The sequence below is a fragment of the Mixta tenebrionis genome (assembly GCF_006517625.1).
GTDB lineage: Bacteria > Pseudomonadota > Gammaproteobacteria > Enterobacterales > Enterobacteriaceae > Mixta > Mixta tenebrionis.
Window position 1 is genome coordinate 581,831 of sequence record NZ_VHQI01000002.1, and the last position, 22,260, is coordinate 604,090.

A 22,260-nucleotide genomic window follows, 5' to 3' on the forward strand; every position below is an offset into this window, starting at 1 on the left:
GTCTCCCCATTACCGGCGCACTGGCGCATCTTTCTCTCGCGTCGTGTCCGAATTTCTACACAGAGCGGCCTCATGAAGCAACTAACCATTCTGGGCTCCACCGGATCGATTGGCGTTAATACGCTGGCGGTGGTGGAGGCGAATCCACAGCAATTTTCCGTTAAGGCGCTGGTCGCCGGTTATAACGTTGAGCTGATGACCGGGCAGTGTCTGCGCTTCCGTCCCGACTATGCCGCGATGGCGGATGAGGCCGCGGCCAGCCAGCTGCGCCAGCGGCTGCGCGAGCTGGGCGTGCGCACCGAGGTGTTGTCCGGCGAAGAGGCCGCCTGTCAGCTGGCGGCGCTGGATGAAGTCGATCAGGTGATGGCGGCGATTGTCGGCGCGGCGGGCCTGTTGCCTACGTTGGCCGCGATTCGCGCCGGTAAAACGGTGCTGCTGGCGAATAAAGAATCCCTTGTCACGTGCGGCCGTTTATTTATGGAGGCGGTCAGCGCCAGCGGCGCGCGTCTGCTGCCGGTCGACAGCGAGCATAATGCCATTTTTCAGAGTTTGCCCGCTACCATCCAGCAACAGTTAGGATACGCTAACCTGCAGGAAAACGGCATTGAGTCGATTATCCTTACGGGATCTGGTGGACCGTTTCGTGACATGCCGCTTCCGGCGCTGACTGCCGTCACGCCTGAGCAGGCCTGCGCGCATCCGAACTGGTCAATGGGACGTAAAATTTCCGTTGATTCCGCCACCATGATGAATAAAGGCCTGGAATACATTGAAGCCCGCTGGCTGTTTAATGCGACCGATGCGCAGATGGAAGTGATACTGCATCCGCAGTCGGTAATCCATTCGATGGTGCGTTACCGCGACGGCAGCGTACTGGCGCAGCTGGGTTCGCCGGATATGCGTACGCCGATCGCGCATACCATGGCCTGGCCGCAGCGGGTAGAAACGGGCGTAACGCCGCTCGATTTTACCCGTATGAAGGCGTTGACCTTCGACGAACCTGATTTCAATCGCTATCCCTGTCTGCAACTGGCGATAGAGGCGTGTGAACAGGGACAGGCGGCGACCACCGCGCTGAACGCGGCGAACGAAATTGCGGTCGCGGCGTTCCTTAACGCGCAGATTCGCTTTACCGACATCGCCGCGCTTAATACCGCCGTTCTGTCATCGCTGCAGCTCGCTGAACCGCAAAGCGTGGAGGCGGTGCTGGCGATCGATGCACAGGCGCGTCGGGCGGCGCAGGCGCTGTTGTCGCGTCCGGTCGCGATTGGTTAATTCGCTATTTGCATGGGCGCTATTTGTGAGCGGGGGGCGAAGCTGGTATAGTCCCTGGCTCCCGTTTCGCATTTACACACAGTCAGAGCGGTGGGCAGAGCCGTGGTTTCACGGCTTTTTTGCAGCCGCACGGGAATGTATTCAGAAGCCGTTGTATTTATGATTAAAGGAAATGAATACGCGTTATGTCGTCCGAAACTCAAATAACAACCGATGACCAGCAGCGGATACGCCCGCGTCATGTGGCCATCATCATGGATGGCAACGGCCGCTGGGCAAAAAATCAGGGTAAACTTCGTGTCTCCGGTCATAAAGCGGGAGTGAAATCGGTGCGTCGCGCCGTAAGCTTCGCCGTCAGCAATAAACTGGAAGCCCTCACGCTTTATGCCTTCAGCAGCGAAAACTGGTCCCGTCCGGCGCAGGAAGTCGTGGCGCTGATGGAGCTGTTTGTCTGGGCGCTCGACAGCGAAGTAAAAAGCCTGCATAAACACAACGTTCGGTTAAGAATTATTGGCGATATCAGCCGTTTTAATTCACGCTTACAGGAGCGCATTCGTCGCGCTGAGGAACTGACTCAACAAAATAATGGATTAACTCTCAACATAGCCGCGAATTATGGCGGCCGTTGGGATATTATTCACGGCGTAAAACAGATAGCCGAGCAGGTGCAGGAAGGATTGCTCCGTCCTGACCAGATCGAGGAAACTACGCTGTCCAGATTTCTCTGTATGCACGACCTGGCACCGGTGGATCTGGTTATAAGGACCGGGGGAGAGCATCGTATCAGTAATTTTCTGTTATGGCAGATCGCCTATGCGGAATTTTACTTCACCGATGTTCTCTGGCCTGATTTTGACGAACAAGTTTTTGAAGGTGCAATGAATGCTTTCTCACACCGTGAGCGTCGGTTTGGCGGCGCAGCACCTGGCGGCGCCTGAGCGCCCTGGGGGTAACCTTTGCTGAAATCGCGTCTGATTACAGCGTTCATCCTGATTCCATTGGTGATCGCTGCGCTTTTCTGGTTACCGCCGTCAGGATTTGCTATCGCCACGCTGGTGGTGTGTATGCTGGCCGCCTGGGAATGGGGCCAGCTCGCCGGGTTTACCTCTCGCCTTCAACGCATCTGGCTGGCCGTACTTTGCGGCCTGCTGCTTGCCCTGATGCTGTTCACGCTTCCTCCTTATCAACATGCCGTTCAGCAACCGCAAATTGGCGCTTCGCTCTGGGCCGCGCTCGGCTGGTGGATCGCCGCGCTGCTGCTGGTGCTGTTTTATCCCGCATCCGCCGGTTTCTGGCGCGGTTCGCGCGCGCTGCGGCTGGTGTTTGGCGTGCTGACTATCGTGCCGTTTTTTTTCGGCATGGTGGCGCTGCGTCAGTACCACTATGAGCTCGATCGTTTCGCCGGCGCCTGGTGGCTGCTCTATGTGATGCTGCTGGTGTGGGGCGCCGATTCCGGGGCCTATATGTTTGGACGCCTGTTCGGCAAGCATAAGCTGGCGCCGAAAGTGTCGCCGGGAAAAACCTGGGAAGGCTTTTTCGGCGGGCTGCTGACCTCGGCGGTTATCGCCTGGCTGTTCGGCCTGTGGGCGCCGCTGAGCGTAGCGCCCGGCACCTTGCTAATCTGTTCCCTTATCGCCGCGCTGGCCTCAGTGCTGGGCGATCTCACCGAAAGCATGTTTAAACGCGAAGCCGGCATCAAGGATAGCGGGCAGCTGATACCCGGCCATGGCGGGATTCTCGACCGTATCGATAGCCTGACCGCAGCGGTGCCGGTTTTCGCCTGTCTGCTGCTGCTGGTTTTCAGAACGCTTTAAGGACAAGACGTTATGCTAAGCTTTATCTGGAGTCTTGCCGCTTTCATCGTTGCGCTGGGCGTGCTGATTACCGTCCACGAATTCGGTCACTTCTGGGTGGCGCGCCGCTGCGGAATTAAAGTTGAGCGATTTTCCGTAGGCTTTGGTAAAGCGCTGTGGCGCTATCGCGATCGTCTCGGCACGGAATATGTTATTGCGCTGATCCCGCTGGGCGGCTATGTCAAAATGCTCGACGAGCGCGTGGAAAGCGTGGCGCCTGAGCTGCGCCATTTCGCCTTTAACAATAAAACCGTGCAGCAGCGCGCAGCGGTGATCGCCGCCGGCCCTGTCGCCAATTTCCTGTTTGCCGTTGTCGCTTACTGGCTGGTATTTATTCACGGCGTGCCGGGCGTGCGTCCGGTGGTTGGGCAAATCATCAGCGGTTCGGTGGCGGCGGAGGCGCAAATTTCGCCCGGCATGGAACTTAAAGCGGTTGACGGCATCGAAACGCCTGACTGGGAAGCTGTGCGTATGGCGCTGGTGAGTAAAATCGGCGATGACGAAGTTACTCTGACCCTGTCGCCTTTCGGTTCGGCGCAGCGGGTTGAAAAACGGGTCGACTTACGCGGCTGGCATTTTGAGCCGGACAAGCAGGATCCGGTGGTGTCGTTGGGTATCGCGCCGCGCGGGCCGGAGGTTGAAACCGTGCTGGCGGAAGTGCTGGCTGATTCGCCCGCCAGCGCGGCGGGTTTGCAAGCAGGCGACAGGATCGTTAAAGTCGATGGTCAGCCGCTGGCGGCATGGCTCGATTTTGTCAACCTGGTGCGCGAGCGTCCGGAACAGGTTATCGCGCTGGTGGTTGAGCGCCAGGGCGAGACGCTGAACCTGACGCTAACGCCAGCCGCTAAAGGCAAAGGGCAGGCGGCGGGGTTTGCCGGCGTCGTGCCGAAAGTGCTGCCGCTGCCGGATGAGTATAAAACGGTGCGTCAGTATGGGCCGTTTGCCGCTATCGGCGCGGCCGGAGAGAAAACCTGGCAGCTGATGAGGCTGACGGTCGACATGCTTGGCAAGTTGATCTCCGGAGATGTTAAGCTGAATAATCTGAGCGGGCCGATTTCTATCGCGCAGGGCGCAGGGATGTCAGCAGAGTATGGGATGATTTATTACCTGATGTTTCTTGCGCTTATCAGCGTGAATCTCGGTATTATCAATCTCTTCCCGTTACCGGTATTAGATGGTGGGCATTTGCTTTTCCTCGCGATTGAAAAAATCAAGGGGAAACCGGTGTCCGAGCGAGTTCAGGACTTCAGTTATCGCATTGGCTCGATTTTGCTGGTGTTGTTAATGGGGCTTGCACTATTCAATGATTTCTCTCGCCTGTGATGATCGGAATGTGGTCCAGGCTGGGACGTGTTAGGAAGAACGCATAACAACGATGGCGATGAAAAAGTTGCTCATAGCGTCGCTGCTGTTCAGCAGCGCCACCGTTTACGGTGCAGACGGGTTCGTGGTGAAGGACATTCATTTCGAAGGACTGCAGCGAGTCGCTGTTGGTGCGGCTCTGCTCAGCATGCCGGTGCGTGTTGGTGATACGGTAGATGATGAAGATATCAGTAATACCATTCGCGCCCTGTTTGCTACCGGGAACTTCGAAGATGTTCAGGTCCTGCGCGACGGCACCACGCTGATCGTTCAGGTCAAGGAACGTCCCACCATAGCCAGCATCACTTTCTCCGGCAATAAGGCGGTGAAGGATGACATGCTCAAACAGAATCTTGAAGCTTCCGGCGTGCGCGTCGGCGAGGCGCTGGATCGCACCACTATCTCCAGCATTGAGAAAGGGCTGGAAGATTTCTACTACAGCGTGGGTAAATACAGCGCCAGCGTTAAAGCGGTAGTTACGCCGCTGCCGCGCAACCGCGTCGATCTGAAACTGGTGTTTGTCGAAGGCGTTTCGGCGAAAATCCAGCAGATCAACGTGGTGGGCAATAAAACCTACAGCTCTGATGAACTGATCTCCCGCTTCCAGCTGCGCGACGAAGTGCCGTGGTGGAACCTGGTAGGGGATCGTAAATATCAGAAGCAGAAACTGGCGGGCGACTTAGAAACGCTGCGCAGCTTCTACCTCGATCGCGGCTACGCCCGTTTCAATATCGATTCTACCCAGGTCAGCCTGACGCCGGATAAAAAAGGTATCTACATCACCATTAATATCAACGAAGGCGATCAGTATAAGCTTTCCGGCGTGGTGGTGAACGGCAGCATGGCGGGCCATTCTGCGGAAATCGAAAGCATTGCGAAGGTTGAGCCGGGCGAGCTGTACAACGGCACCAAAGTCACCAAAATGGAAGACGGCATTAAACAGCTGCTGGGCCGCTATGGTTACGCCTATCCGCGCGTGGTGACGCAGCCGGAAATTAACGATGCGGATAAAACCGTTAAGCTGCATATTAACGTAGATTCCGGTAACCGCTACTACGTGCGCAAGGTGCGTTTCGAAGGCAACGATACCTCGAAAGATTCGGTGCTGCGTCGTGAAATGCGCCAGATGGAAGGCGCGTGGCTCGGCAGCAACCTGGTTGAACAGGGTAAAGAGCGTCTGAATCGTACCGGCTATTTTGAAACCGTTGACGTTGATACGCAGCGCGTGCCGGGCACGCCGGATCAGGTTGACGTCGTCTATAAGGTGAAAGAGCGTAATACCGGTACCTTTAACTTCGGTATCGGCTACGGCACCGAAAGCGGCGTCAGCTTCCAGGTGGGCGTCACCCAGGATAACTGGCTGGGTACCGGCAACACCGTTGGCATCAGCGGCACCAAAAACGACTATCAAACCTATGCGGAATTCTCCCTGACCGATCCCTACTTCACGGTAGATGGCGTCAGTCTGGGCGGGCGTATCTTCTATAATGACTTTAAAGCGGACGACGCCGATCTTTCCGACTATACCAACAAAAGTTATGGCGTAGACGGCACGCTGGGCTTCCCGGTCAATGAGAACAATACGCTGCGCGTCGGCCTCGGCTATGTGCATAACGATCTCTCCAATATGCAGCCGCAGGTGGCCATGTGGCGCTATCTGCAATCGGTAGGGCAGAGCCCATCGCTGACGGGAGACGCGGAGTATTCCGCCGACGACTTTACCTTCAACTATGGCTGGACGTACAACAACCTGGACCGTGGTTTCTTCCCCACCTCCGGCAACCGTACCAACCTGAACGGTAAAGTGACTATTCCAGGCTCGGATAACAACTTCTACAAAGTTACGCTGGATACGCAGCAGTATATGCCGATCGATGATGACCATAGCTGGGTTCTGCTGGGACGCGGACGCATCGGTTATGGCGACGGTATCGGTAGCAAAGAGCTGCCGTACTATGAAAACTTCTACGCCGGTGGTTCCAGCACCGTGCGCGGTTTCCGCTCCAATAACATTGGTCCGAAAGCCGCCTACATCAACGATAATTCTTCTACCTGCTCCGGCAACAATACGCTTTGTCGGTCGGATGATGCGGTGGGCGGCAACGCCATGGCGGTGGCCAGCCTTGAGCTGATTACGCCGACGCCGTTTATCAGCGAGAAATATGCGAACTCAGTGCGCACTTCGCTGTTCGTCGATGCAGGTACGGTTTGGGATACTAACTGGGAAAACACCACCGCAAGCCGCCTGGCCGGTATTCCGGACTACAGCGATCCGGGTAATATCCGTATGTCAGCCGGTATTGCGCTGCAGTGGATGTCGCCGCTCGGCCCGCTGGTGTTCTCTTACGCCCAGCCGTTCAAGAAATATGATGGAGATAAAGCGGAGCAGTTCCAGTTTAACATTGGTAAAACCTGGTAACGCACGCTTCAGGGAAGCATAGCGGTTAAGTATCGCACTGGACATCGGGCCGCGGTTTCATCAGCGGCCCGACGTTTCAGGCAAAAAGTGTGTCTTTGACACAAACGTTGATGGTAAGGAGTTAATAGTGAAAAAGTTGTTGTGTGCCGCAGGTCTGGGTCTCGCTTTAGCGGTTTCCGCAGGCGCTCAGGCTGCTGATAAAATTGCCGTGGTAAACGTGTCCAGCATTTTCCAACAGTTACCGCAGCGTGCCAATGTTGCGAAACAGCTGGAAAGCGAATTTAAAGGCCGCGCTACCGAACTACAAAGCCAGGAACGCGATCTTCAGGCCAAAATGCAGCGCCTGCAGCGTGATGGCTCTACCATGAAGGCCAGCGAACGCAGCCGTCTGGAAAAAGATATCATGTCGCAGCGTGAAACCTTCTCTACCAAAGCCCAGGCTTTTGAGCAGGATAATCGCCGTCGCCAGATGGAAGAGCGTAACAAGCTGCTGAGCCGTATTCAGGATGCAGTGAAAAAGGTAGCTGACAGCAAAGGTTATGACGTTGTCATCGACGCTAACGCGGTAGCCTACGCTGCTAATGCGAAAGACATCACGGCTGACGTACTGAAACAGGTTAAATAATCAATGTCTTCAATTCGACTGGCTGATTTAGCCCAGCAGTTGGATGCAGAATTGCACGGAGATGGCGACCTCGCCATCTCCGGCATTGCTTCTATGCACTCCGCACAAAACGGTCAAATCACTTTTCTCGCCAACAGCCGCTACCGTGAGCAGCTCGCCGAATGTCAGGCTTCCGCCGTGGTGCTGACCGAAGCGGATCTGCCGTGGTGCCATAGCGCCGCGCTGGTGGTTAAAAACCCCTATCTGACCTATGCGCGTATGGCGCAGCTGCTTGATACCACGCCGCAGCCGGCAAGCGATATCGCGCCCAGCGCGGTGATCGATGCCAGCGCTACCCTTGGTCATAACGTCTCCGTCGGCGCTAACGCGGTGATCGAATCGGGCGTCGTGCTTGGCGATAACGTGGCGATCGGCGCCGGCTGTTTCGTAGGTAAGAATACCCATATCGGCGCGGGCACCCGTTTGTGGGCCAATGTGACGATCTATCATGAAATTCGTATCGGTCAACAGTGCCTGATTCAGTCAGGGACGGTAATCGGCGCCGACGGCTTCGGTTATGCGAACGATCGCGGCAACTGGGTGAAAATTCCCCAGCTTGGTTCGGTGGTGATTGGCGATCGCGTTGAAATCGGCGCCTGCACCACCATCGATCGCGGCGCGTTGGATAACACTCAGATCGGTAATGGTGTTATCATTGACAACCAGTGCCAGATTGCACATAACGTGGTGATTGGCGACAATACCGCCGTTGCCGGCGGCGTTATTATGGCCGGCAGCCTGAAAATCGGACGTTACTGTATGATCGGCGGGGCCAGCGTGATCAACGGCCACATGGAAATTTGCGATAAAGTGACCGTAACCGGTATGGGAATGGTGATGCGCCCCATCACAGAACCTGGGGTATACTCTTCGGGCATTCCGCTGCAGCCTAATAAAACCTGGCGTAAAACCGCAGCGCTGGTGATGAATATCGATGAGATAAGCAAGCGCTTAAAAGCCATCGAGCGTAAGGTTGGGAAGGGCGACTAAGCGCGCATCATGCGTCTGCGCGGCCTGCATAAATAAAACCTGCACAGCAGGGAAGCCAGACGTTACATAAACTCATTTGCGGCCTGCCGATGATCGTCCGGATCGGTGCAGGCCGTGTTATTGTTGCCATCAGAATTTTTTAGGACAGGAAGAGTATTTTGACTACTGAAACTCATACTCTGAATATTGAAGAGATTTTAGAACTGCTACCGCACCGTTACCCGTTTTTACTGGTCGATCGTGTCCTGGAGTTCGAAGAGCATAAATATCTGCGTGCGGTGAAGAATGTCTCCGTTAACGAACCGTTTTTCCAAGGGCATTTCCCTGGTAAACCGATTTTTCCCGGCGTATTGATCCTTGAAGCGATGGCGCAGGCAACCGGCATTCTGGCGTTTAAAAGCGTTGGCAAGCTGGAACCGGGCGAACTTTACTACTTTGCCGGCATCGATGAGGCGCGCTTTAAGCGTCCGGTAGTGCCAGGCGATCAGATGGTAATGGAAGTCACCTTTGAGAAAACCCGCCGCGGTCTGACGCGTTTCAAAGGCGTGGCGACCGTAGACGGTAAGATTGTCTGTGAAGCGACCATGATGTGTGCCCGTAGCCGGGAGGCGTAATACGTGATTGATGCAACCGCCGTAATTCATCCAAGTTCGATTATCGAAGAGGGCGCCGTGATCGGCGCTCGTGTGCATATTGGTCCTTTTTGCTACATCGGGGCGCATGTCGAAATCGGTGAGGGGACCGTTCTTAAATCCCACGTGGTGGTGAACGGTCATACCCGCATTGGTAAAGAAAATATTATTACCCAGTTTGCCTCGATCGGTGAGGTTAACCAGGATCTGAAATATGCGGGCGAACCGACGCGCGTTGAAATTGGCGATCGCAACAGCATCCGTGAAAGCGTCACCATTCACCGCGGTACGGTGCAGGGCGGCGGCGTTACCCGTATCGGCAACGATAATTTGCTGATGGTAAACGCGCATATCGCGCACGACTGCATTATCGGCAGCCGCTGCATCTTCGCCAATAACGCGACGCTTGGCGGGCACGTTACGGTGGATGATTTCGCCATCATTGGCGGCATGACGGCGGTGCATCAGTTCTGTGTTATCGGCGCCCACGTAATGGTTGGCGGCTGTTCAGGCGTGGCGCAGGATGTCCCGCCATATGTAATTGCGCAGGGCAACCACGCAACGCCTTTCGGTATCAATATTGAAGGGTTGAAGCGCCGCGGCTTTAGCAAAGAGGGGCTGCACGCAATTCGTAACGCCTATAAGCTGCTCTACCGCAGCGGTAAAACGCTGGATGAGGTGAAGCCGGAGATTGAAGCGCTGGCGCAAGAGCATGCTGAGGTAAAGCCTTTTTATGACTTCTTTGCCCGCTCAACGCGAGGTTTGATTCGTTAAGCCATGGCTGTTCGTCCCTTAACCATTGCCCTTGTCGCCGGAGAAACCTCCGGCGATATTCTAGGTGCCGGCTTAATTCGCGCGCTGAAAGCAAAACATCCCGATGCCCGCTTTGTCGGCGTGGCGGGCCCGCGCATGCAGGCGGAAGGCTGCGAAAGCTGGTATGACATGGAAGAGCTGGCGGTAATGGGTATCGTTGAGGTGCTGGGACGCCTTTCGCGCCTGTTGAAAATCCGCCGCGATCTGACCCGCCGCTTCAGCGCCTTAAAGCCCGACGTCTTTGTCGGCATCGACGCGCCCGATTTCAATATTACCCTTGAAGGAAGGCTGAAACAGCGCGGCATCCGCACTATCCACTACGTCAGCCCTTCGGTCTGGGCATGGCGGCAGAAGCGGGTGTTTAAAATCGGCCGCGCGACCGATCTGGTGCTGGCCTTCCTGCCGTTCGAAAAAGCCTTTTACGATCGCTATGATGTGCCCTGCCGTTTTATCGGCCACACCATGGCGGATGCGATGCCGCTGCAGCCCGATAAGGCGGCGGCGCGGCGCACGCTCGGCATTGCCGAAGAGGCGCTCTGCCTGGCGCTGCTGCCGGGTTCGCGTCGCGCGGAAGTAGAGATGCTCAGCGCCGACTTTCTGAAAACGGCGATGCTGCTGCGGGAGAAATGGCCGCAGCTGGAGATCGTCGTGCCGCTGGTTAATGCGCAGCGGCGCGAACAGTTTGAACAAATTAAGGCGACGGTTGCGCCCGATCTGCCGGTGCATCTGCTGGACGGCCACGGACGCGAAGCGATGGTCGCCAGCGATGCGGCGCTGCTCGCCTCCGGCACCGCGGCGCTGGAGTGCATGCTGGCGAAATGTCCGATGGTGGTGGGCTACCGTATGAAGCCGGCAACCTTCTGGCTGGCGCAGCGGCTGGTGAAAACCGATTACGTTTCGCTGCCCAATCTGCTGGCCGGACGTGAACTAGTGCCGGAGCTGCTGCAGGATGAGTGTCAGCCCGATCGGCTGGCCGCCGCGCTTGCGCCGCTGCTGGGCGCAGGCGAAACGCGCGATCGTCTGCTGGCAACCTTTACCGAGCTACACCAGCAGATCCGCTGGAATGCCGATGAACAAGCGGCGCAGGCCGTACTGGAGTTGGCTAATGGCTGAATTTATCTATCCCGACGCGCGGCTGATCGCCGGCGTTGATGAAGTAGGGCGCGGTCCGCTGGTTGGCGCCGTGGTCACCGCGGCGGTGATCCTCGATCCGGCGCGTCCCATCGTCGGACTGGCGGATTCGAAAAAACTCAGCGAGAAGCGCCGCCTGGCGCTGTTTGATGAAATTAAAGAAAAAGCGCTCGCCTGGAGCCTGGGGCGGGCCGAACCTGAAGAGATCGACCGGCTTAATATTCTGCACGCTACCATGCTGGCGATGCAGCGTGCGGTTGCGGGCCTGCCGCTGACGCCCGATTATGTGCTGATCGACGGCAACCGCTGCCCGGCGTTGCCGATGCCGTCAATGGCGGTGGTAAAAGGCGATAGCCTGGTGGCGGAAATCAGCGCGGCGTCGATTCTGGCGAAAGTATCACGCGATCGCGAAATGGCCGAGCTGGACGCGATTTTCCCGCAGTATGGCTTTGCGCAGCATAAAGGTTATCCTACCGCGCAACATCTGGCGATGTTGACAACGCATGGCGCCACGCCGCACCATCGACGTAGTTTCGCTCCGGTGCGCAACGCGCTGCTGGATGCGGAAGTCAGGCAGCTCACCGCTGAAACGGCGCAATAGCGCTTTTTGCAGTTAACCGGAAAGAAAGATGGCCGAACCACGTTTTATTCATCTGCGTATCCACAGCGATTATTCGATGGTCGATGGACTGGCGAAGACCGGCCCGCTGGTGAAAAAAGCGGCCGCGCTCGGTATGCCGGCGATGGCGATCACTGACTTTACCAACCTGTGCGGGCTGGTAAAGTTTTACGGCGCGGCGCACGGCGCGGGCATCAAGCCGATTATCGGCGCTGATTTCCTGGTCGCCAGCGAACTGATGGGCGATGAGCTCAGCCAGATTACCGTGCTGGCGATGAACAATGCCGGCTACCAGAATCTGACGCTGCTGATTTCACGCGCCTACCAGCGCGGCTACGGCGTCAACGGACCCACCATCGAGCGCGACTGGCTGGCGGAGCATCAGGAAGGGCTGATTTTGCTCTCCGGCGGACGCCGCGGCGACGTGGGCCGCAGCCTGCTGCGCGGCAACCAGGCGCTGGTAGCGCAGTGCCTCTCCTTCTGGCAGCAACATTTTCCCGATCGCTACTATCTGGAGCTGATGCGCACCGGGCGTCCCGATGAAGAGAGTTACCTGCACGCCGCCGTCGAGCTGGCGATTGCCGAGGGAATTCCGGTCGTCGCCACCAACGAAGTCTGCTTCCTTAATGAGGAGGACTTCGACGCTCATGAAATCCGCGTGGCGATACATGACGGCTACACGCTCGACGATCCCAAACGTCCGCGCAACTACAGCCCGCAGCAGTACCTGCGCAGCGCGGAAGAGATGTGCGAGCTGTTTTCCGATATCCCGGAAGCGCTGGAGAACAGCGTAGAGATCGCCCGGCGCTGCAACGTGACGGTGCGCCTCGGCGAATATTTCCTGCCGCAGTTTCCCACCGGCGATATGACCACCGAAGATTATCTGGTGAAGCGCGCGCGCGAAGGGCTGGAGGAACGCCTGGAATTCCTGTTTCCTGACCCGGAAGTGCGCGCGCAGAAGCGCCCGGAATATGATGAGCGTCTGGAGATTGAGCTTAACGTTATCAACCAGATGGGTTTCCCCGGCTACTTCCTGATCGTAATGGAGTTTATCCAGTGGTCGAAGGATAACGGCATTCCGGTAGGGCCGGGACGTGGTTCGGGCGCCGGTTCGCTGGTGGCCTACGCGCTGAAAATCACCGATCTCGATCCGCTGGAGTTCGATCTGCTGTTCGAACGTTTCCTCAACCCGGAGCGTGTCTCCATGCCCGACTTTGACGTCGATTTCTGCATGGAAAAGCGCGATCGGGTGATCGATCACGTCGCCGATATGTACGGGCGCGACGCCGTTTCGCAGATTATCACCTTCGGCACCATGGCGGCGAAAGCGGTTATCCGCGACGTGGGCCGCGTGCTGGGCCATCCTTACGGCTTTGTCGATCGTATCTCCAAGCTGGTACCGCCCGATCCAGGCATGACGCTGGAGAAAGCCTTTGCCGCTGAGCCGCAGCTGCCGGAAATTTATGAGGCGGATGAGGAAGTTAAAGCGCTGATCGATATGGCGCGCAAGCTGGAAGGGGTGACGCGTAACGCCGGTAAACATGCCGGGGGCGTGGTTATCGCGCCGACCAAAATTACCGATTTTGCGCCGCTCTACTGCGATGAGCATGGCAACCATCCGGTCACCCAGTTCGATAAAAACGATGTGGAATATGCCGGGCTGGTGAAGTTTGACTTCCTTGGCCTGCGCACCCTGACGATTATCAACTGGGCGCTGGATATGATTAACGCGCGCCGGGCGAAGCAGGGCGAGCCGCCGATCGATATCGCCGCCATCCCACTGGAAGATAAGAAGAGTTTTGATATGCTGCAGCGCGCGGAAACCACCGCGGTTTTCCAGCTGGAATCGCGCGGCATGAAAGACCTGATCAAGCGCCTGAAGCCGGACTGCTTTGAAGATATGATCGCGCTGGTGGCGCTGTTCCGTCCGGGGCCGCTGCAGTCAGGGATGGTGGATAACTTTATCGACCGTAAGCACGGGCGTGAAGCCATCTCCTATCCTGATATTGAGTGGCAGCACGAGACGCTGAAGCCGGTACTGGAGCCGACCTACGGCATCATCCTCTACCAGGAACAGGTGATGCAGATCGCCCAGGTGCTGGCGGGCTATACGCTCGGCGGCGCGGATATGCTGCGCCGCGCGATGGGTAAGAAAAAGCCGGAGGAGATGGCGAAGCAGCGCTCGGTATTTAAAGAGGGCGCGGAAAAAATGGGCATCGACGGCGAGCTGTCGATGAAAATCTTCGACCTGGTAGAAAAATTCGCCGGTTACGGCTTCAATAAATCGCACTCCGCCGCCTATGCGCTGGTCTCTTATCAGACGCTGTGGCTGAAGGCGCACTATCCGGCCGAGTTTATGGCGGCGGTGATGACCGCCGATATGGATAACACCGAAAAAGTTGTGGGGCTGGTGGATGAGTGCTGGCGCATGGGGCTGAAGGTATTGCCGCCCGATATTAACTCCGGCCTCTATCAGTTCCACGTTAACGACGACGGTGAAATCGTTTACGGCATCGGCGCGATTAAAGGGGTTGGCGAAGGGCCGATCGAAGCGATTATCGAGGCGCGCAATAAAGACGGCTATTTCCGCGAGCTGTTCGATCTCTGCGCGCGCACCGATCCGAAAAAGATCAACCGCCGGGTGATGGAAAAGCTGATTATGTCCGGCGCCTTCGATCGTCTGGGGCCGCACCGCGCGGCGTTGATGAGCGCGCTGGGCGATGCGCTGAAGGCGGCGGATCAGCATGCCAAAGCGGAGGCGATTGGCCAGGCGGATATGTTTGGCGTGCTGGCGGAAGAGCCGGAGCAGGTGGAGCAATCCTACGCCAGTATTACGCCGTGGCCGGAGCAGGTACAGCTGGACGGCGAGCGGGAAACGCTGGGGCTGTATCTCACCGGCCATCCGATTAACCAGTACCTGAAAGAAATTGAACGTTACGTCGGCGGCGTACGTCTGAAAGACATACACCCAACCGAGCGCGGCAAGATAACCACCGCGGCCGGTTTGGTGGTGGCGGCCCGCGTGATGGTCACTAAACGCGGCAACCGTATTGGCATCTGCACGCTGGACGATCGTTCCGGTCGGCTGGAAGTGATGTTGTTCACAGATGCGCTTGATAAATACCAGCAGCTGCTGGAAAAAGACCGTATCCTGATCGTTAGCGGACAGGTCAGCTTTGATGACTTTAGCGGCGGCCTTAAAATGACCGCCCGTGAAGTGATGGATATTGATGAAGCTCGTGAAAAATACGCGCGCGGACTTGCTATCTCGCTGACGGACAGGCAAATTGATGACCAGCTTTTAAACCGTCTCCGTCAGTCTCTGGAACCCCATCGTTCGGGGACAATTCCGGTACATCTCTACTATCAGAGAGCGGATGCGCGGGCCAGGCTGCGTTTTGGCGCGGCGTGGCGCGTATCTCCCTGCGATCGTTTGCTGAATGACCTGCGATCGCTGATAGGATCGGAGCAGGTGGAACTGGAGTTTGACTAAAACAGGAACATTATGAGTCTTAATTACCTGGATTTTGAACAGCCAATCGCGGAACTGGAGGCGAAAATCGACTCCCTTAAGTCGGTTGGCCGTCAGGATGAAAAACACGATATTAATCTGGATGAAGAGATTCAGCGTCTGCGTGAAAAAAGCGTAGAGCTGACGCGGAAAATTTTCGCCGATTTGGGCGCATGGCAGATCGCACAGCTGGCGCGTCACCCGCTGCGCCCTTACACGCTGGACTACGTCCGTAACGTGTTTACTGACTTTGATGAGCTGGCAGGCGATCGCGCTTACGCTGATGATAAGGCGATTGTCGGCGGCATCGCGCGCCTGGAAGGGCGTCCGGTTATGATCATCGGCCACCAGAAAGGCCGTGAAACCAAAGAAAAAATCCGTCGCAACTTCGGTATGCCGGCGCCGGAAGGCTACCGCAAGGCGCTGCGCCTGATGGAGATGGCCGAACGCTTTAAGATGCCGATCGTCACCTTTATCGATACGCCGGGCGCCTATCCGGGCGTCGGCGCGGAAGAGCGCGGTCAGTCAGAAGCGATCGCGCGCAACCTGCGTGAGATGTCCGGTTTGAAAGTGCCGGTTATCTGTACCGTTATCGGCGAAGGCGGTTCCGGCGGCGCGCTGGCGATCGGCGTGGGCGACAAAGTGAACATGTTGCAGTACAGCACCTATTCCGTTATTTCCCCGGAAGGCTGCGCTTCTATCCTGTGGAAGAGCGCAGATAAAGCGCCGCTGGCGGCGGAAGCGATGGGGATTATCGCCCCGCGCCTGAAAGAGCTGGATCTGATCGATTCGATTATCCCTGAACCGCTGGGCGGCGCGCATCGCGATCCGCTGGCGATCGCGGAATCGCTGAAGGCGCAGCTGCTGGCCGATCTGGCCGATCTGGACGGGCTGAGCACCGAAGAGCTGCTGAATCGCCGCTATCATCGCCTGATGAATTACGGCTACGCATAAGCTATAGCCCTGGCAACGAGGCGGCCTGCGGGCCGCCTTTTTACTTTCAGGACAGCTTAATTTGCGGCAATAAAAGCTGGATAAGCGGTTGTTTTTATTACGTCGGCGGTTAAATTGGGCGCTTCAGTCATCCCCATCAATAACAGGAGGTTATATGGGATATTACGAAATACTTAAATCTGACAAAAACACTTCGCAGCCCTGGTATTTTGTGCTGCGCGCCGGCAATCATGAAATTATCGCGGTCAGCGAGATGTACAGCAGCAAACAGGCTGCGCAAAAAGGCATCGCTTCCGTAAGGGCGAACGCGACAACCGACACCGTTCACGATCGCAGCTAAGCCTCTCGCCGCACTTCCTTTGACCTGCCGTTCGGCAGGTCCGTTTAACGTCTTGCCCACACTTCGCTATGCTTATTCTTTATCGCTCATCACCAGGAGGTGCGAATTGAATATTATTGCGATAATGGGACCGCATAACGCCTTTTATAAAGATGAGCCGATGCGCCAGCTGCATCAGGCGCTGATCGCCGAGGGCTTTGAGCCTATCTACCCGAAAGACGCCAACGATCTGGTCAAGCTGATTGAGCATAATCCGCGCATCTGCGGCGTGATCTTCGACTGGGATGAATACAGTCTCGATCTTTGCAGCGAGATCAACCAGCTGAATGAGTACCTGCCGCTCTACGCTTTTATTAATACTCACTCAACGATGGATATCAGCATCAATGAGATGCGTATGGCGCTGTGGTTCTTTGAATACGCCCTCGGCGTGGCGGAGGATATTGCCCAGCGCATCCGCCAGTATACCGACGAATATATCGAGAATATTACGCCGCCGCTGACCCGCGCGCTGTTCACCTACGTGAAAGAGGGCAAATATACCTTCTGTACGCCAGGACATATGGCCGGGACCGCCTTCCAGAAAAGCCCGGTCGGCACGCTGTTTTATGATTTCTACGGCCCGAATACGCTGAAGGCGGATACCTCGATTTCCGTAACCGAGCTGGGATCGCTGCTCGATCACACCGGGCCGCACCTGGAGGCGGAAGAGTATATCGCCCGCACCTTCGGCGCCGAGCAGAGCTATATGGTGACTAACGGCACCTCCACCTCAAATAAAATCGTCGGCATGTACGCGGTTCCGGCGGGCAGCACCATGCTGGTCGACCGCAACTGCCATAAATCCTTAACTCATCTGTTGATGATGAGCGATATCGTACCGATCTGGCTGAAGCCGACGCGTAACGCGTTGGGGATTCTCGGCGGCATTCCAAAACGTGAATTTACCCGCGAAAGCATCGCGCTGAAAGTGGCGCAGACCGAACATGCCGCCTGGCCGGTTCACGCCGTCATCACTAACTCCACCTATGATGGCCTGCTCTACAACACGCGCTATATCAAAGAGACGCTGGAGGTGCCCTCTATCCATTTTGATTCCGCCTGGGTGCCCTACACCAATTTTCATCCCATCTATGCCGGTAAAAGCGGCATGAGCGGCGAACGCACGCCCGGCAAAGTTATCTATGAAACCCAGTCGCCCCATAAGCTGCTGGCCGCCTTTTCTCAGGCCTCGCTGATTCATATTAAAGGCGACTACGACGAACAGACCTTTAACGAAGCCTATATGATGCATACCACCACCTCGCCCAATTATTCGATTGTTGCCTCGATCGAAACCGCGGCGGCGATGCTGCGTGGCAATCCCGGACGTCGGCTGATTAACCGCTCGGTGGAGCGGGCGCTCCATTTCCGGCGTGAGATCCAGCGGTTGCGGGAAGAGTCTGACAGCTGGTTTTTTGATATCTGGCAGCCGGACGGCATCGACGAGGCGGAGTGCTGGCCGATCCAGCCGGGCGAAGAGGACTGGCACGGCTTTGTTGATGCCGATCGCGATCATATGTACCTCGATCCGATCAAGGTCACCATTCTGACGCCGGGCATGAGCGAGCAGGGCGAAATGGCGGAAGAGGGGATCCCGGCGGCGCTGGTGGCAAAATTCCTTGATGAACGCGGTATCGTGGTGGAAAAAACCGGGCCTTATAATCTGCTGTTTCTGTTCAGCATCGGTATTGATAAAACCAGAGCGATGGGGCTGCTGCGCGGCCTGCTGGACTTTAAGCGCGCTTACGATCTGAACCTGCGCGTCAAAAATATCCTGCCGGATCTCTATGCGGAAGATCCCGACTTCTATCGCAATATGCGCATCCAGACGCTGGCGCAGGGCATTCATCGGCTGATCCGCCAGCACGATCTGCCGCGCCTGATGCTGAAGGCGTTTGATGTCCTGCCGGAGATGAAAATGACGCCGCATCAGGCATTTCAGCTGCAGGTAAAAGGCGAGGTGGAAACCGTAGAGATTGACCAGCTTATTGGCCGCGTCTCCGCCAATATGATCCTGCCCTATCCGCCCGGCGTGCCGCTGGTGATGCCCGGCGAGATGATTACCGAGGCGAGCCGCCCGGTGCTCGATTTCCTGCTGATGCTGTGCGCCGTCGGCCGCCACTATCCCGGTTTCGAAACCGATATTCACGGCGCCAGACTGACGGAAGAGGGCAGCTACCTGGTGCGGGTGTTAAAGCAGGATGAACCGGCAATTCCGGTCGGCGAAGGTTGATTTTGCAGAGTTTGCCGCCTTGCCTCCAGCAAAAGGAGCGGGTAGGGTGCAGCGATAAATAATAATGGGAGCAGCTATGCTGGGCATTAAACAGATTCACCATATTGCGATTATCGCCAGCGACTATGCGCGCAGTAAGGCCTTTTACTGCGATATTCTTGGTTTCACCCTGCAACAGGAAAGCTATCGCGAGGCGCGCGACTCATGGAAAGGCGATCTGGCGCTGAACGGCCAGTATATTATCGAACTGTTCTCCTTTCCCGCGCCTCCCGTCAGGATAAGTCATCCAGAGGCGTGCGGGCTGCGGCATCTGGCCTTTGCCGTTGAGGATGTAGATGCCGCCTGCCGTCACTTACAGCAGCAGGGCGTCGCCTGCGAGCCGGTGCGCGTCGATCCGCTGACCGGCAGGCGCTTCACGTTTTTCCATGACCCGGATAATTTGCCGCTGGAACTTTACCAGGCGTAAAATAGCCGCTTTACGGTCATCCGGCGATGGCCGTTTTTCCGCAACGGATTTTCCATGACGCAGCTTGCAGAACTTGAACAACGGCTGAACGATGAGCGAAAGCTGCTGGTGGCCTTTAGCGGCGGGCTGGATTCGACCGTGCTGCTGCATCAGCTTGCGCTGTTACGTCAGCGGCTGCCGGATCTGGAGCTGCGCGCCATCCATATTCATCACGGACTTAGCGCCAATGCCGACAGCTGGGCAGATCGCTGTCACGCCCTTTGCCGGCAGTGGAATGTCCCCTTTCTGGTGGAACGCATTACGGTGGATGGGCGCGATAAGGGTATTGAGGCGGCGGCAAGAGAGGGGCGCTACCAGGCGTTTCGCCGCCATCTGCTGCCGGGCGAGGCGCTGGTAACCGCGCAGCACCTTGACGATCAGTGCGAAACGCTGCTGCTGGCGCTGAAGCGCGGCAGCGGACCGGCGGGGCTGGCGGCGATGCCTTCCAGCCTGGCGCTGGGTGAACATCGTCTGCTGCGCCCGCTGCTGCGCTGTCGCCGTGCCGAACTGGAGCAGTGGGCGCATCAGCATCAGCTGTGCTGGGTAGAGGATGAAAGCAATCAGGATACCCGCTACGACCGCAACTTCCTGCGCCAGCGGATTATGCCGCTGCTGAATGCGCGCTGGCCGCATTTTGCCGAGGCGGCGGCGCGCAGCGCGGCGCTGTGCGGCGAGCAGGAGCAGCTGCTGGATGAGCTGCTGGCGGAATCGCTGCAGCAGCGGATGCAGCCGGATGGCGCGCTGCAAATCGCAGATTTTCATACGCTGAGCGAAGCGCGCCGCGCCGCGCTGCTGCGCCGCTGGATCGCGCTGTGCGGCGGGAAAATGCCGTCGCGTGACGCGATGCAGCGTCTGTGGCTGGAGGTCATCTGCGCCCGTGAAGATGCGGCGCCCCGGCTACGGCTGGGCGATTATGAGGTGCGTCGCTATCGCCAGGCGCTGTACTGGCTGCCGCTGCGCCCGTCGCTGCGTGATGAGGTTCTGCTCTGGCCGGATGTGCGAACGCCGCTTGCGTTGCCGCACGGCCTTGGTAGGTTGCGTCTGGCGCAGTCGGGCACTGAAATCCGCCCGGCCCGCGTTGATGAGAAGATTACCGTACGTTTCCAGGCGCAGGGCAGTTTCGCTATTGTCGGGCGCGGCGGCCATCGTCCGATTAAAAAACTGTGGCAGGAGTGCGGCGTGCCGCCCTGGCAGCGTGAAGCGACGCCGCTGATCTACTATAACGATACGCTGATCGCCGCGCTGGACACCTTCGTTTGCCGTGAAGGCAGCGCTGTAGCGGGCGCCGGCTGGCAGATCGCCTGGCAAAAACTATCTTATGGAGAATCTGTATGAAAAGCCTGTTAATCCTGATGCTGGCACTGGTTACCACGCCTGTGCTGGCGGCGGGCGACGCTGCCGTCGGGCAGGAGAAGGCGGCGGCCTGTAGCAGCTGTCACGGCGCCGAGGGAAAAGCGTCGGTTTCACTCTATCCTCATCTGGCCGGGCAGAACGCCGATTATTTGCAACGTGCGTTGCAGGCCTATAAGCAAGGGGAGCGTAGCGGGGGACAGGCGGAGGTGATGAAGGCGTTTGTCAGCGGGTTAAGTGAAGCGGATATGGCGGATTTAGCGGCTTATTATCACTCGCTCAAGCCGTAAAAGTGCAGGGCGGGCAAGCCCGCCCGCCGGTTAATCTGATTCGCTGACCACCACCGTACCCAGCTCTGGATGGCTGAAGCTGGCGATATGATCCAGCCGCAGTTCACGCGCCTCGCCGTTAAGCTCCGCCGCCAGATACTCGACATTTTTACGGGTAAAGATATCTTTCGCTTTGACCGCCAGCTGTTCGCCGTTTTTTAGCGCGAGCGTTAACGGCCAGTTTTTCTGACAGGCGAGCTCCAGGCTATCGTAGTCGTCACAATTGATCGGTTTATAGGCTTCATTCGTCAACATAGTCGCTCACCATTAAGTTTGCAGCGGCGTAGGCCGCCTGTTCCCTGACGGAAGAGTCCAGCGCGCTGTTGGCCGCTATCTCATTCAGTGTTTTTAACGCGCAACCTATGGCGTCGGGCACGTATCCCAGTTCGCCGCCGCCGATTTCGGCATACTTCTGACGAACCAAATCACAATATTTCTGCACATGCACCTCCTTTCAGAGCATAAGCCTCTGCCTCCAGCGACTATAACATAGCCGCCAGCGGGAAATCAGCCTGGAGAGCAGCGTATTTATTTGCGCTGCCGCCAGAGCGCGTGCGCCAGGCCGGGCAGGCTGATATGGCGGCGGGGCAGCGTAATTGCAACCACCGGGCAGCAGAGCAGGAGCAAAATCATTGACGTTTCACTGGCGCAAGTCACACTGTAACGGGAACATTTTTAGCGGCGCGCGCCGTTCGCCGCCGCCAGTTGGGTAAAAATTATGATTGTACTGTCACGTCATGCCGCTATCAGCGACGACGAGCTGGAGATTAGCGCTATTCGCGCCCAGGGCGCCGGAGGGCAACATGTGAATAAAAGCGCCACCGCCATTCATCTGCGGTTTGATATTCGCGCCTCGTCGCTGCCGGAGTTTTACAAAGCACGGCTGCTGTCTGCCAGCCACAATCTGATCACCGCTGAAGGCGTGGTAATTATTAAAGCGCAGGAGTATCGCAGCCAGGAGATGAATCGTGAGGCGGCGCTGAAGCGGCTGGAAAACCTGATTCGCGAGCTGACGGCGGAAGAGAAAACGCGCCGCGCCACGCGCCCGACGCTGGCCTCTAAGCGGCGGCGGCTGGAGGCAAAAACGCAGCGTAGCGCCACCAAAGCATTGCGCGCAAAGGTGCGTTAGGTTGATCAAACGGCGAGCGCCCGCATGATTGACCGGAAGCGAGGCAGAAGCGGCGGCCTGAGAAAAACATAACGGCGGCGCGATAAAAAAAGCCCCTGAGCCTTTTGAA

General features: G+C 57.2%; 21 protein-coding genes. 19 read left to right on the forward strand and 2 right to left on the reverse strand.

Features of this window, described 5'->3' with window-relative positions; translation table 11 throughout:
* Nucleotides 1–72: 72 nt before the first annotated feature.
* The 18 genes from ispC to FKM52_RS05500 all read left to right on the forward strand — a co-directional run bounded on the left by ispC (nt 73) and on the right by FKM52_RS05500 (nt 20,983).
* The gene (gene ispC, locus FKM52_RS05415; protein ID WP_141175164.1) at nt 73–1,275 is read left to right on the forward strand and encodes a 1-deoxy-D-xylulose-5-phosphate reductoisomerase; all 1,203 of its coding nucleotides are present in this window, start codon (nt 73–75) and stop codon (nt 1,273–1,275) included.
* 185 nt (nt 1,276–1,460) lie between these two features.
* Nucleotides 1,461–2,213 (forward strand): (2E,6E)-farnesyl-diphosphate-specific ditrans,polycis-undecaprenyl-diphosphate synthase, encoded by a 753-nt coding sequence (gene ispU, locus FKM52_RS05420; protein ID WP_141175165.1) that lies wholly within the window; start codon nt 1,461–1,463, stop codon nt 2,211–2,213.
* An 18-nt stretch (nt 2,214–2,231) separates the two neighbouring features.
* Nucleotides 2,232–3,089 carry a phosphatidate cytidylyltransferase gene (gene cdsA / locus FKM52_RS05425; RefSeq protein WP_141175166.1) on the forward strand — a complete coding sequence of 286 codons (858 nt, stop codon included), beginning with the start codon at nt 2,232–2,234 and terminating at the stop codon, nt 3,087–3,089.
* A 12-nt stretch (nt 3,090–3,101) separates the two neighbouring features.
* Entirely contained in the window at nt 3,102–4,451 is a 1,350-nt protein-coding gene (rseP, locus tag FKM52_RS05430) for a sigma E protease regulator RseP (protein WP_141175167.1), read from the forward strand.
* A gap of 52 nt (nt 4,452–4,503) precedes the next feature.
* A complete protein-coding gene (bamA, locus tag FKM52_RS05435; protein WP_141175168.1) occupies nt 4,504–6,909 on the forward strand; it encodes an outer membrane protein assembly factor BamA in 2,406 nt (801 codons plus the stop codon).
* Between the two features lie 127 nt (nt 6,910–7,036).
* Nucleotides 7,037–7,534, forward strand: coding sequence for a molecular chaperone Skp (gene skp / locus FKM52_RS05440; protein WP_141175169.1), 498 nt, complete (start codon nt 7,037–7,039; stop codon nt 7,532–7,534).
* 3 nt (nt 7,535–7,537) lie between these two features.
* The gene (gene lpxD / locus FKM52_RS05445) at nt 7,538–8,563 is read left to right on the forward strand and encodes a UDP-3-O-(3-hydroxymyristoyl)glucosamine N-acyltransferase (protein WP_141175170.1); all 1,026 of its coding nucleotides are present in this window, start codon (nt 7,538–7,540) and stop codon (nt 8,561–8,563) included.
* A gap of 158 nt (nt 8,564–8,721) precedes the next feature.
* Nucleotides 8,722–9,177, forward strand: a complete 456-nt coding sequence (gene fabZ / locus FKM52_RS05450; protein ID WP_141175171.1) for a 3-hydroxyacyl-ACP dehydratase FabZ — start codon at nt 8,722–8,724, stop codon at nt 9,175–9,177.
* Nucleotides 9,178–9,180: 3 nt separating this feature from the next.
* Nucleotides 9,181–9,969 carry an acyl-ACP--UDP-N-acetylglucosamine O-acyltransferase gene (gene lpxA / locus FKM52_RS05455; RefSeq protein WP_141175172.1) on the forward strand — a complete coding sequence of 263 codons (789 nt, stop codon included), beginning with the start codon at nt 9,181–9,183 and terminating at the stop codon, nt 9,967–9,969.
* Between the two features lie 3 nt (nt 9,970–9,972).
* Nucleotides 9,973–11,121 (forward strand): lipid-A-disaccharide synthase, encoded by a 1,149-nt coding sequence (lpxB, locus tag FKM52_RS05460; RefSeq protein ID WP_141175173.1) that lies wholly within the window; start codon nt 9,973–9,975, stop codon nt 11,119–11,121.
* Nucleotides 11,114–11,740, forward strand: a complete 627-nt coding sequence (gene rnhB, locus FKM52_RS05465) for a ribonuclease HII (protein WP_141175174.1) — start codon at nt 11,114–11,116, stop codon at nt 11,738–11,740. The genes lpxB and rnhB overlap by 8 nt, the downstream gene beginning before the upstream one ends.
* 28 nt (nt 11,741–11,768) lie before the next feature.
* Nucleotides 11,769–15,251: a DNA polymerase III subunit alpha gene (gene dnaE / locus FKM52_RS05470; protein WP_141175175.1), complete on the forward strand. Its 3,483-nt coding sequence runs from the start codon at nt 11,769–11,771 to the stop codon at nt 15,249–15,251.
* Between the two features lie 12 nt (nt 15,252–15,263).
* Nucleotides 15,264–16,223, forward strand: coding sequence for an acetyl-CoA carboxylase carboxyl transferase subunit alpha (gene accA / locus FKM52_RS05475; protein WP_141175176.1), 960 nt, complete (start codon nt 15,264–15,266; stop codon nt 16,221–16,223).
* A 154-nt stretch (nt 16,224–16,377) separates the two neighbouring features.
* On the forward strand, nt 16,378–16,563 hold the full coding sequence (locus FKM52_RS05480) for a YegP family protein (RefSeq protein ID WP_141175177.1): 186 nt from the start codon (nt 16,378–16,380) through the stop codon (nt 16,561–16,563).
* Nucleotides 16,564–16,669: 106 nt separating this feature from the next.
* Nucleotides 16,670–18,838, forward strand: a complete 2,169-nt coding sequence (locus tag FKM52_RS05485) for a lysine decarboxylase LdcC (protein ID WP_141175178.1) — start codon at nt 16,670–16,672, stop codon at nt 18,836–18,838.
* Nucleotides 18,839–18,914: 76 nt separating this feature from the next.
* The gene (locus FKM52_RS05490; protein WP_141175179.1) at nt 18,915–19,304 is read left to right on the forward strand and encodes a VOC family protein; all 390 of its coding nucleotides are present in this window, start codon (nt 18,915–18,917) and stop codon (nt 19,302–19,304) included.
* Between the two features lie 54 nt (nt 19,305–19,358).
* The gene (gene tilS / locus FKM52_RS05495; RefSeq protein WP_141175180.1) at nt 19,359–20,678 is read left to right on the forward strand and encodes a tRNA lysidine(34) synthetase TilS; all 1,320 of its coding nucleotides are present in this window, start codon (nt 19,359–19,361) and stop codon (nt 20,676–20,678) included.
* Nucleotides 20,675–20,983 carry a c-type cytochrome gene (locus FKM52_RS05500; protein ID WP_141175181.1) on the forward strand — a complete coding sequence of 103 codons (309 nt, stop codon included), beginning with the start codon at nt 20,675–20,677 and terminating at the stop codon, nt 20,981–20,983. The genes tilS and FKM52_RS05500 overlap by 4 nt, the downstream gene beginning before the upstream one ends.
* 30 nt (nt 20,984–21,013) lie before the next feature.
* Here the strand turns inward: FKM52_RS05500 and rof are convergent, their stop codons facing one another.
* Both rof and FKM52_RS05510 read right to left on the reverse strand, forming a co-directional pair.
* A complete protein-coding gene (gene rof / locus FKM52_RS05505; RefSeq protein WP_141175182.1) occupies nt 21,014–21,277 on the reverse strand; it encodes a Rho-binding antiterminator in 264 nt (87 codons plus the stop codon).
* Entirely contained in the window at nt 21,264–21,464 is a 201-nt protein-coding gene (locus tag FKM52_RS05510) for a YaeP family protein (RefSeq protein ID WP_141175183.1), read from the reverse strand. Before FKM52_RS05510 ends, rof begins: the two co-directional genes overlap by 14 nt.
* Before the next feature lie 276 nt (nt 21,465–21,740).
* On the opposite strand from FKM52_RS05510, the gene arfB reads away from it, so the two are divergent.
* Nucleotides 21,741–22,151 (forward strand): alternative ribosome rescue aminoacyl-tRNA hydrolase ArfB, encoded by a 411-nt coding sequence (gene arfB, locus FKM52_RS05515; protein ID WP_141175184.1) that lies wholly within the window; start codon nt 21,741–21,743, stop codon nt 22,149–22,151.
* The last annotated feature ends 109 nt before the right edge of the window (nt 22,152–22,260 follow it).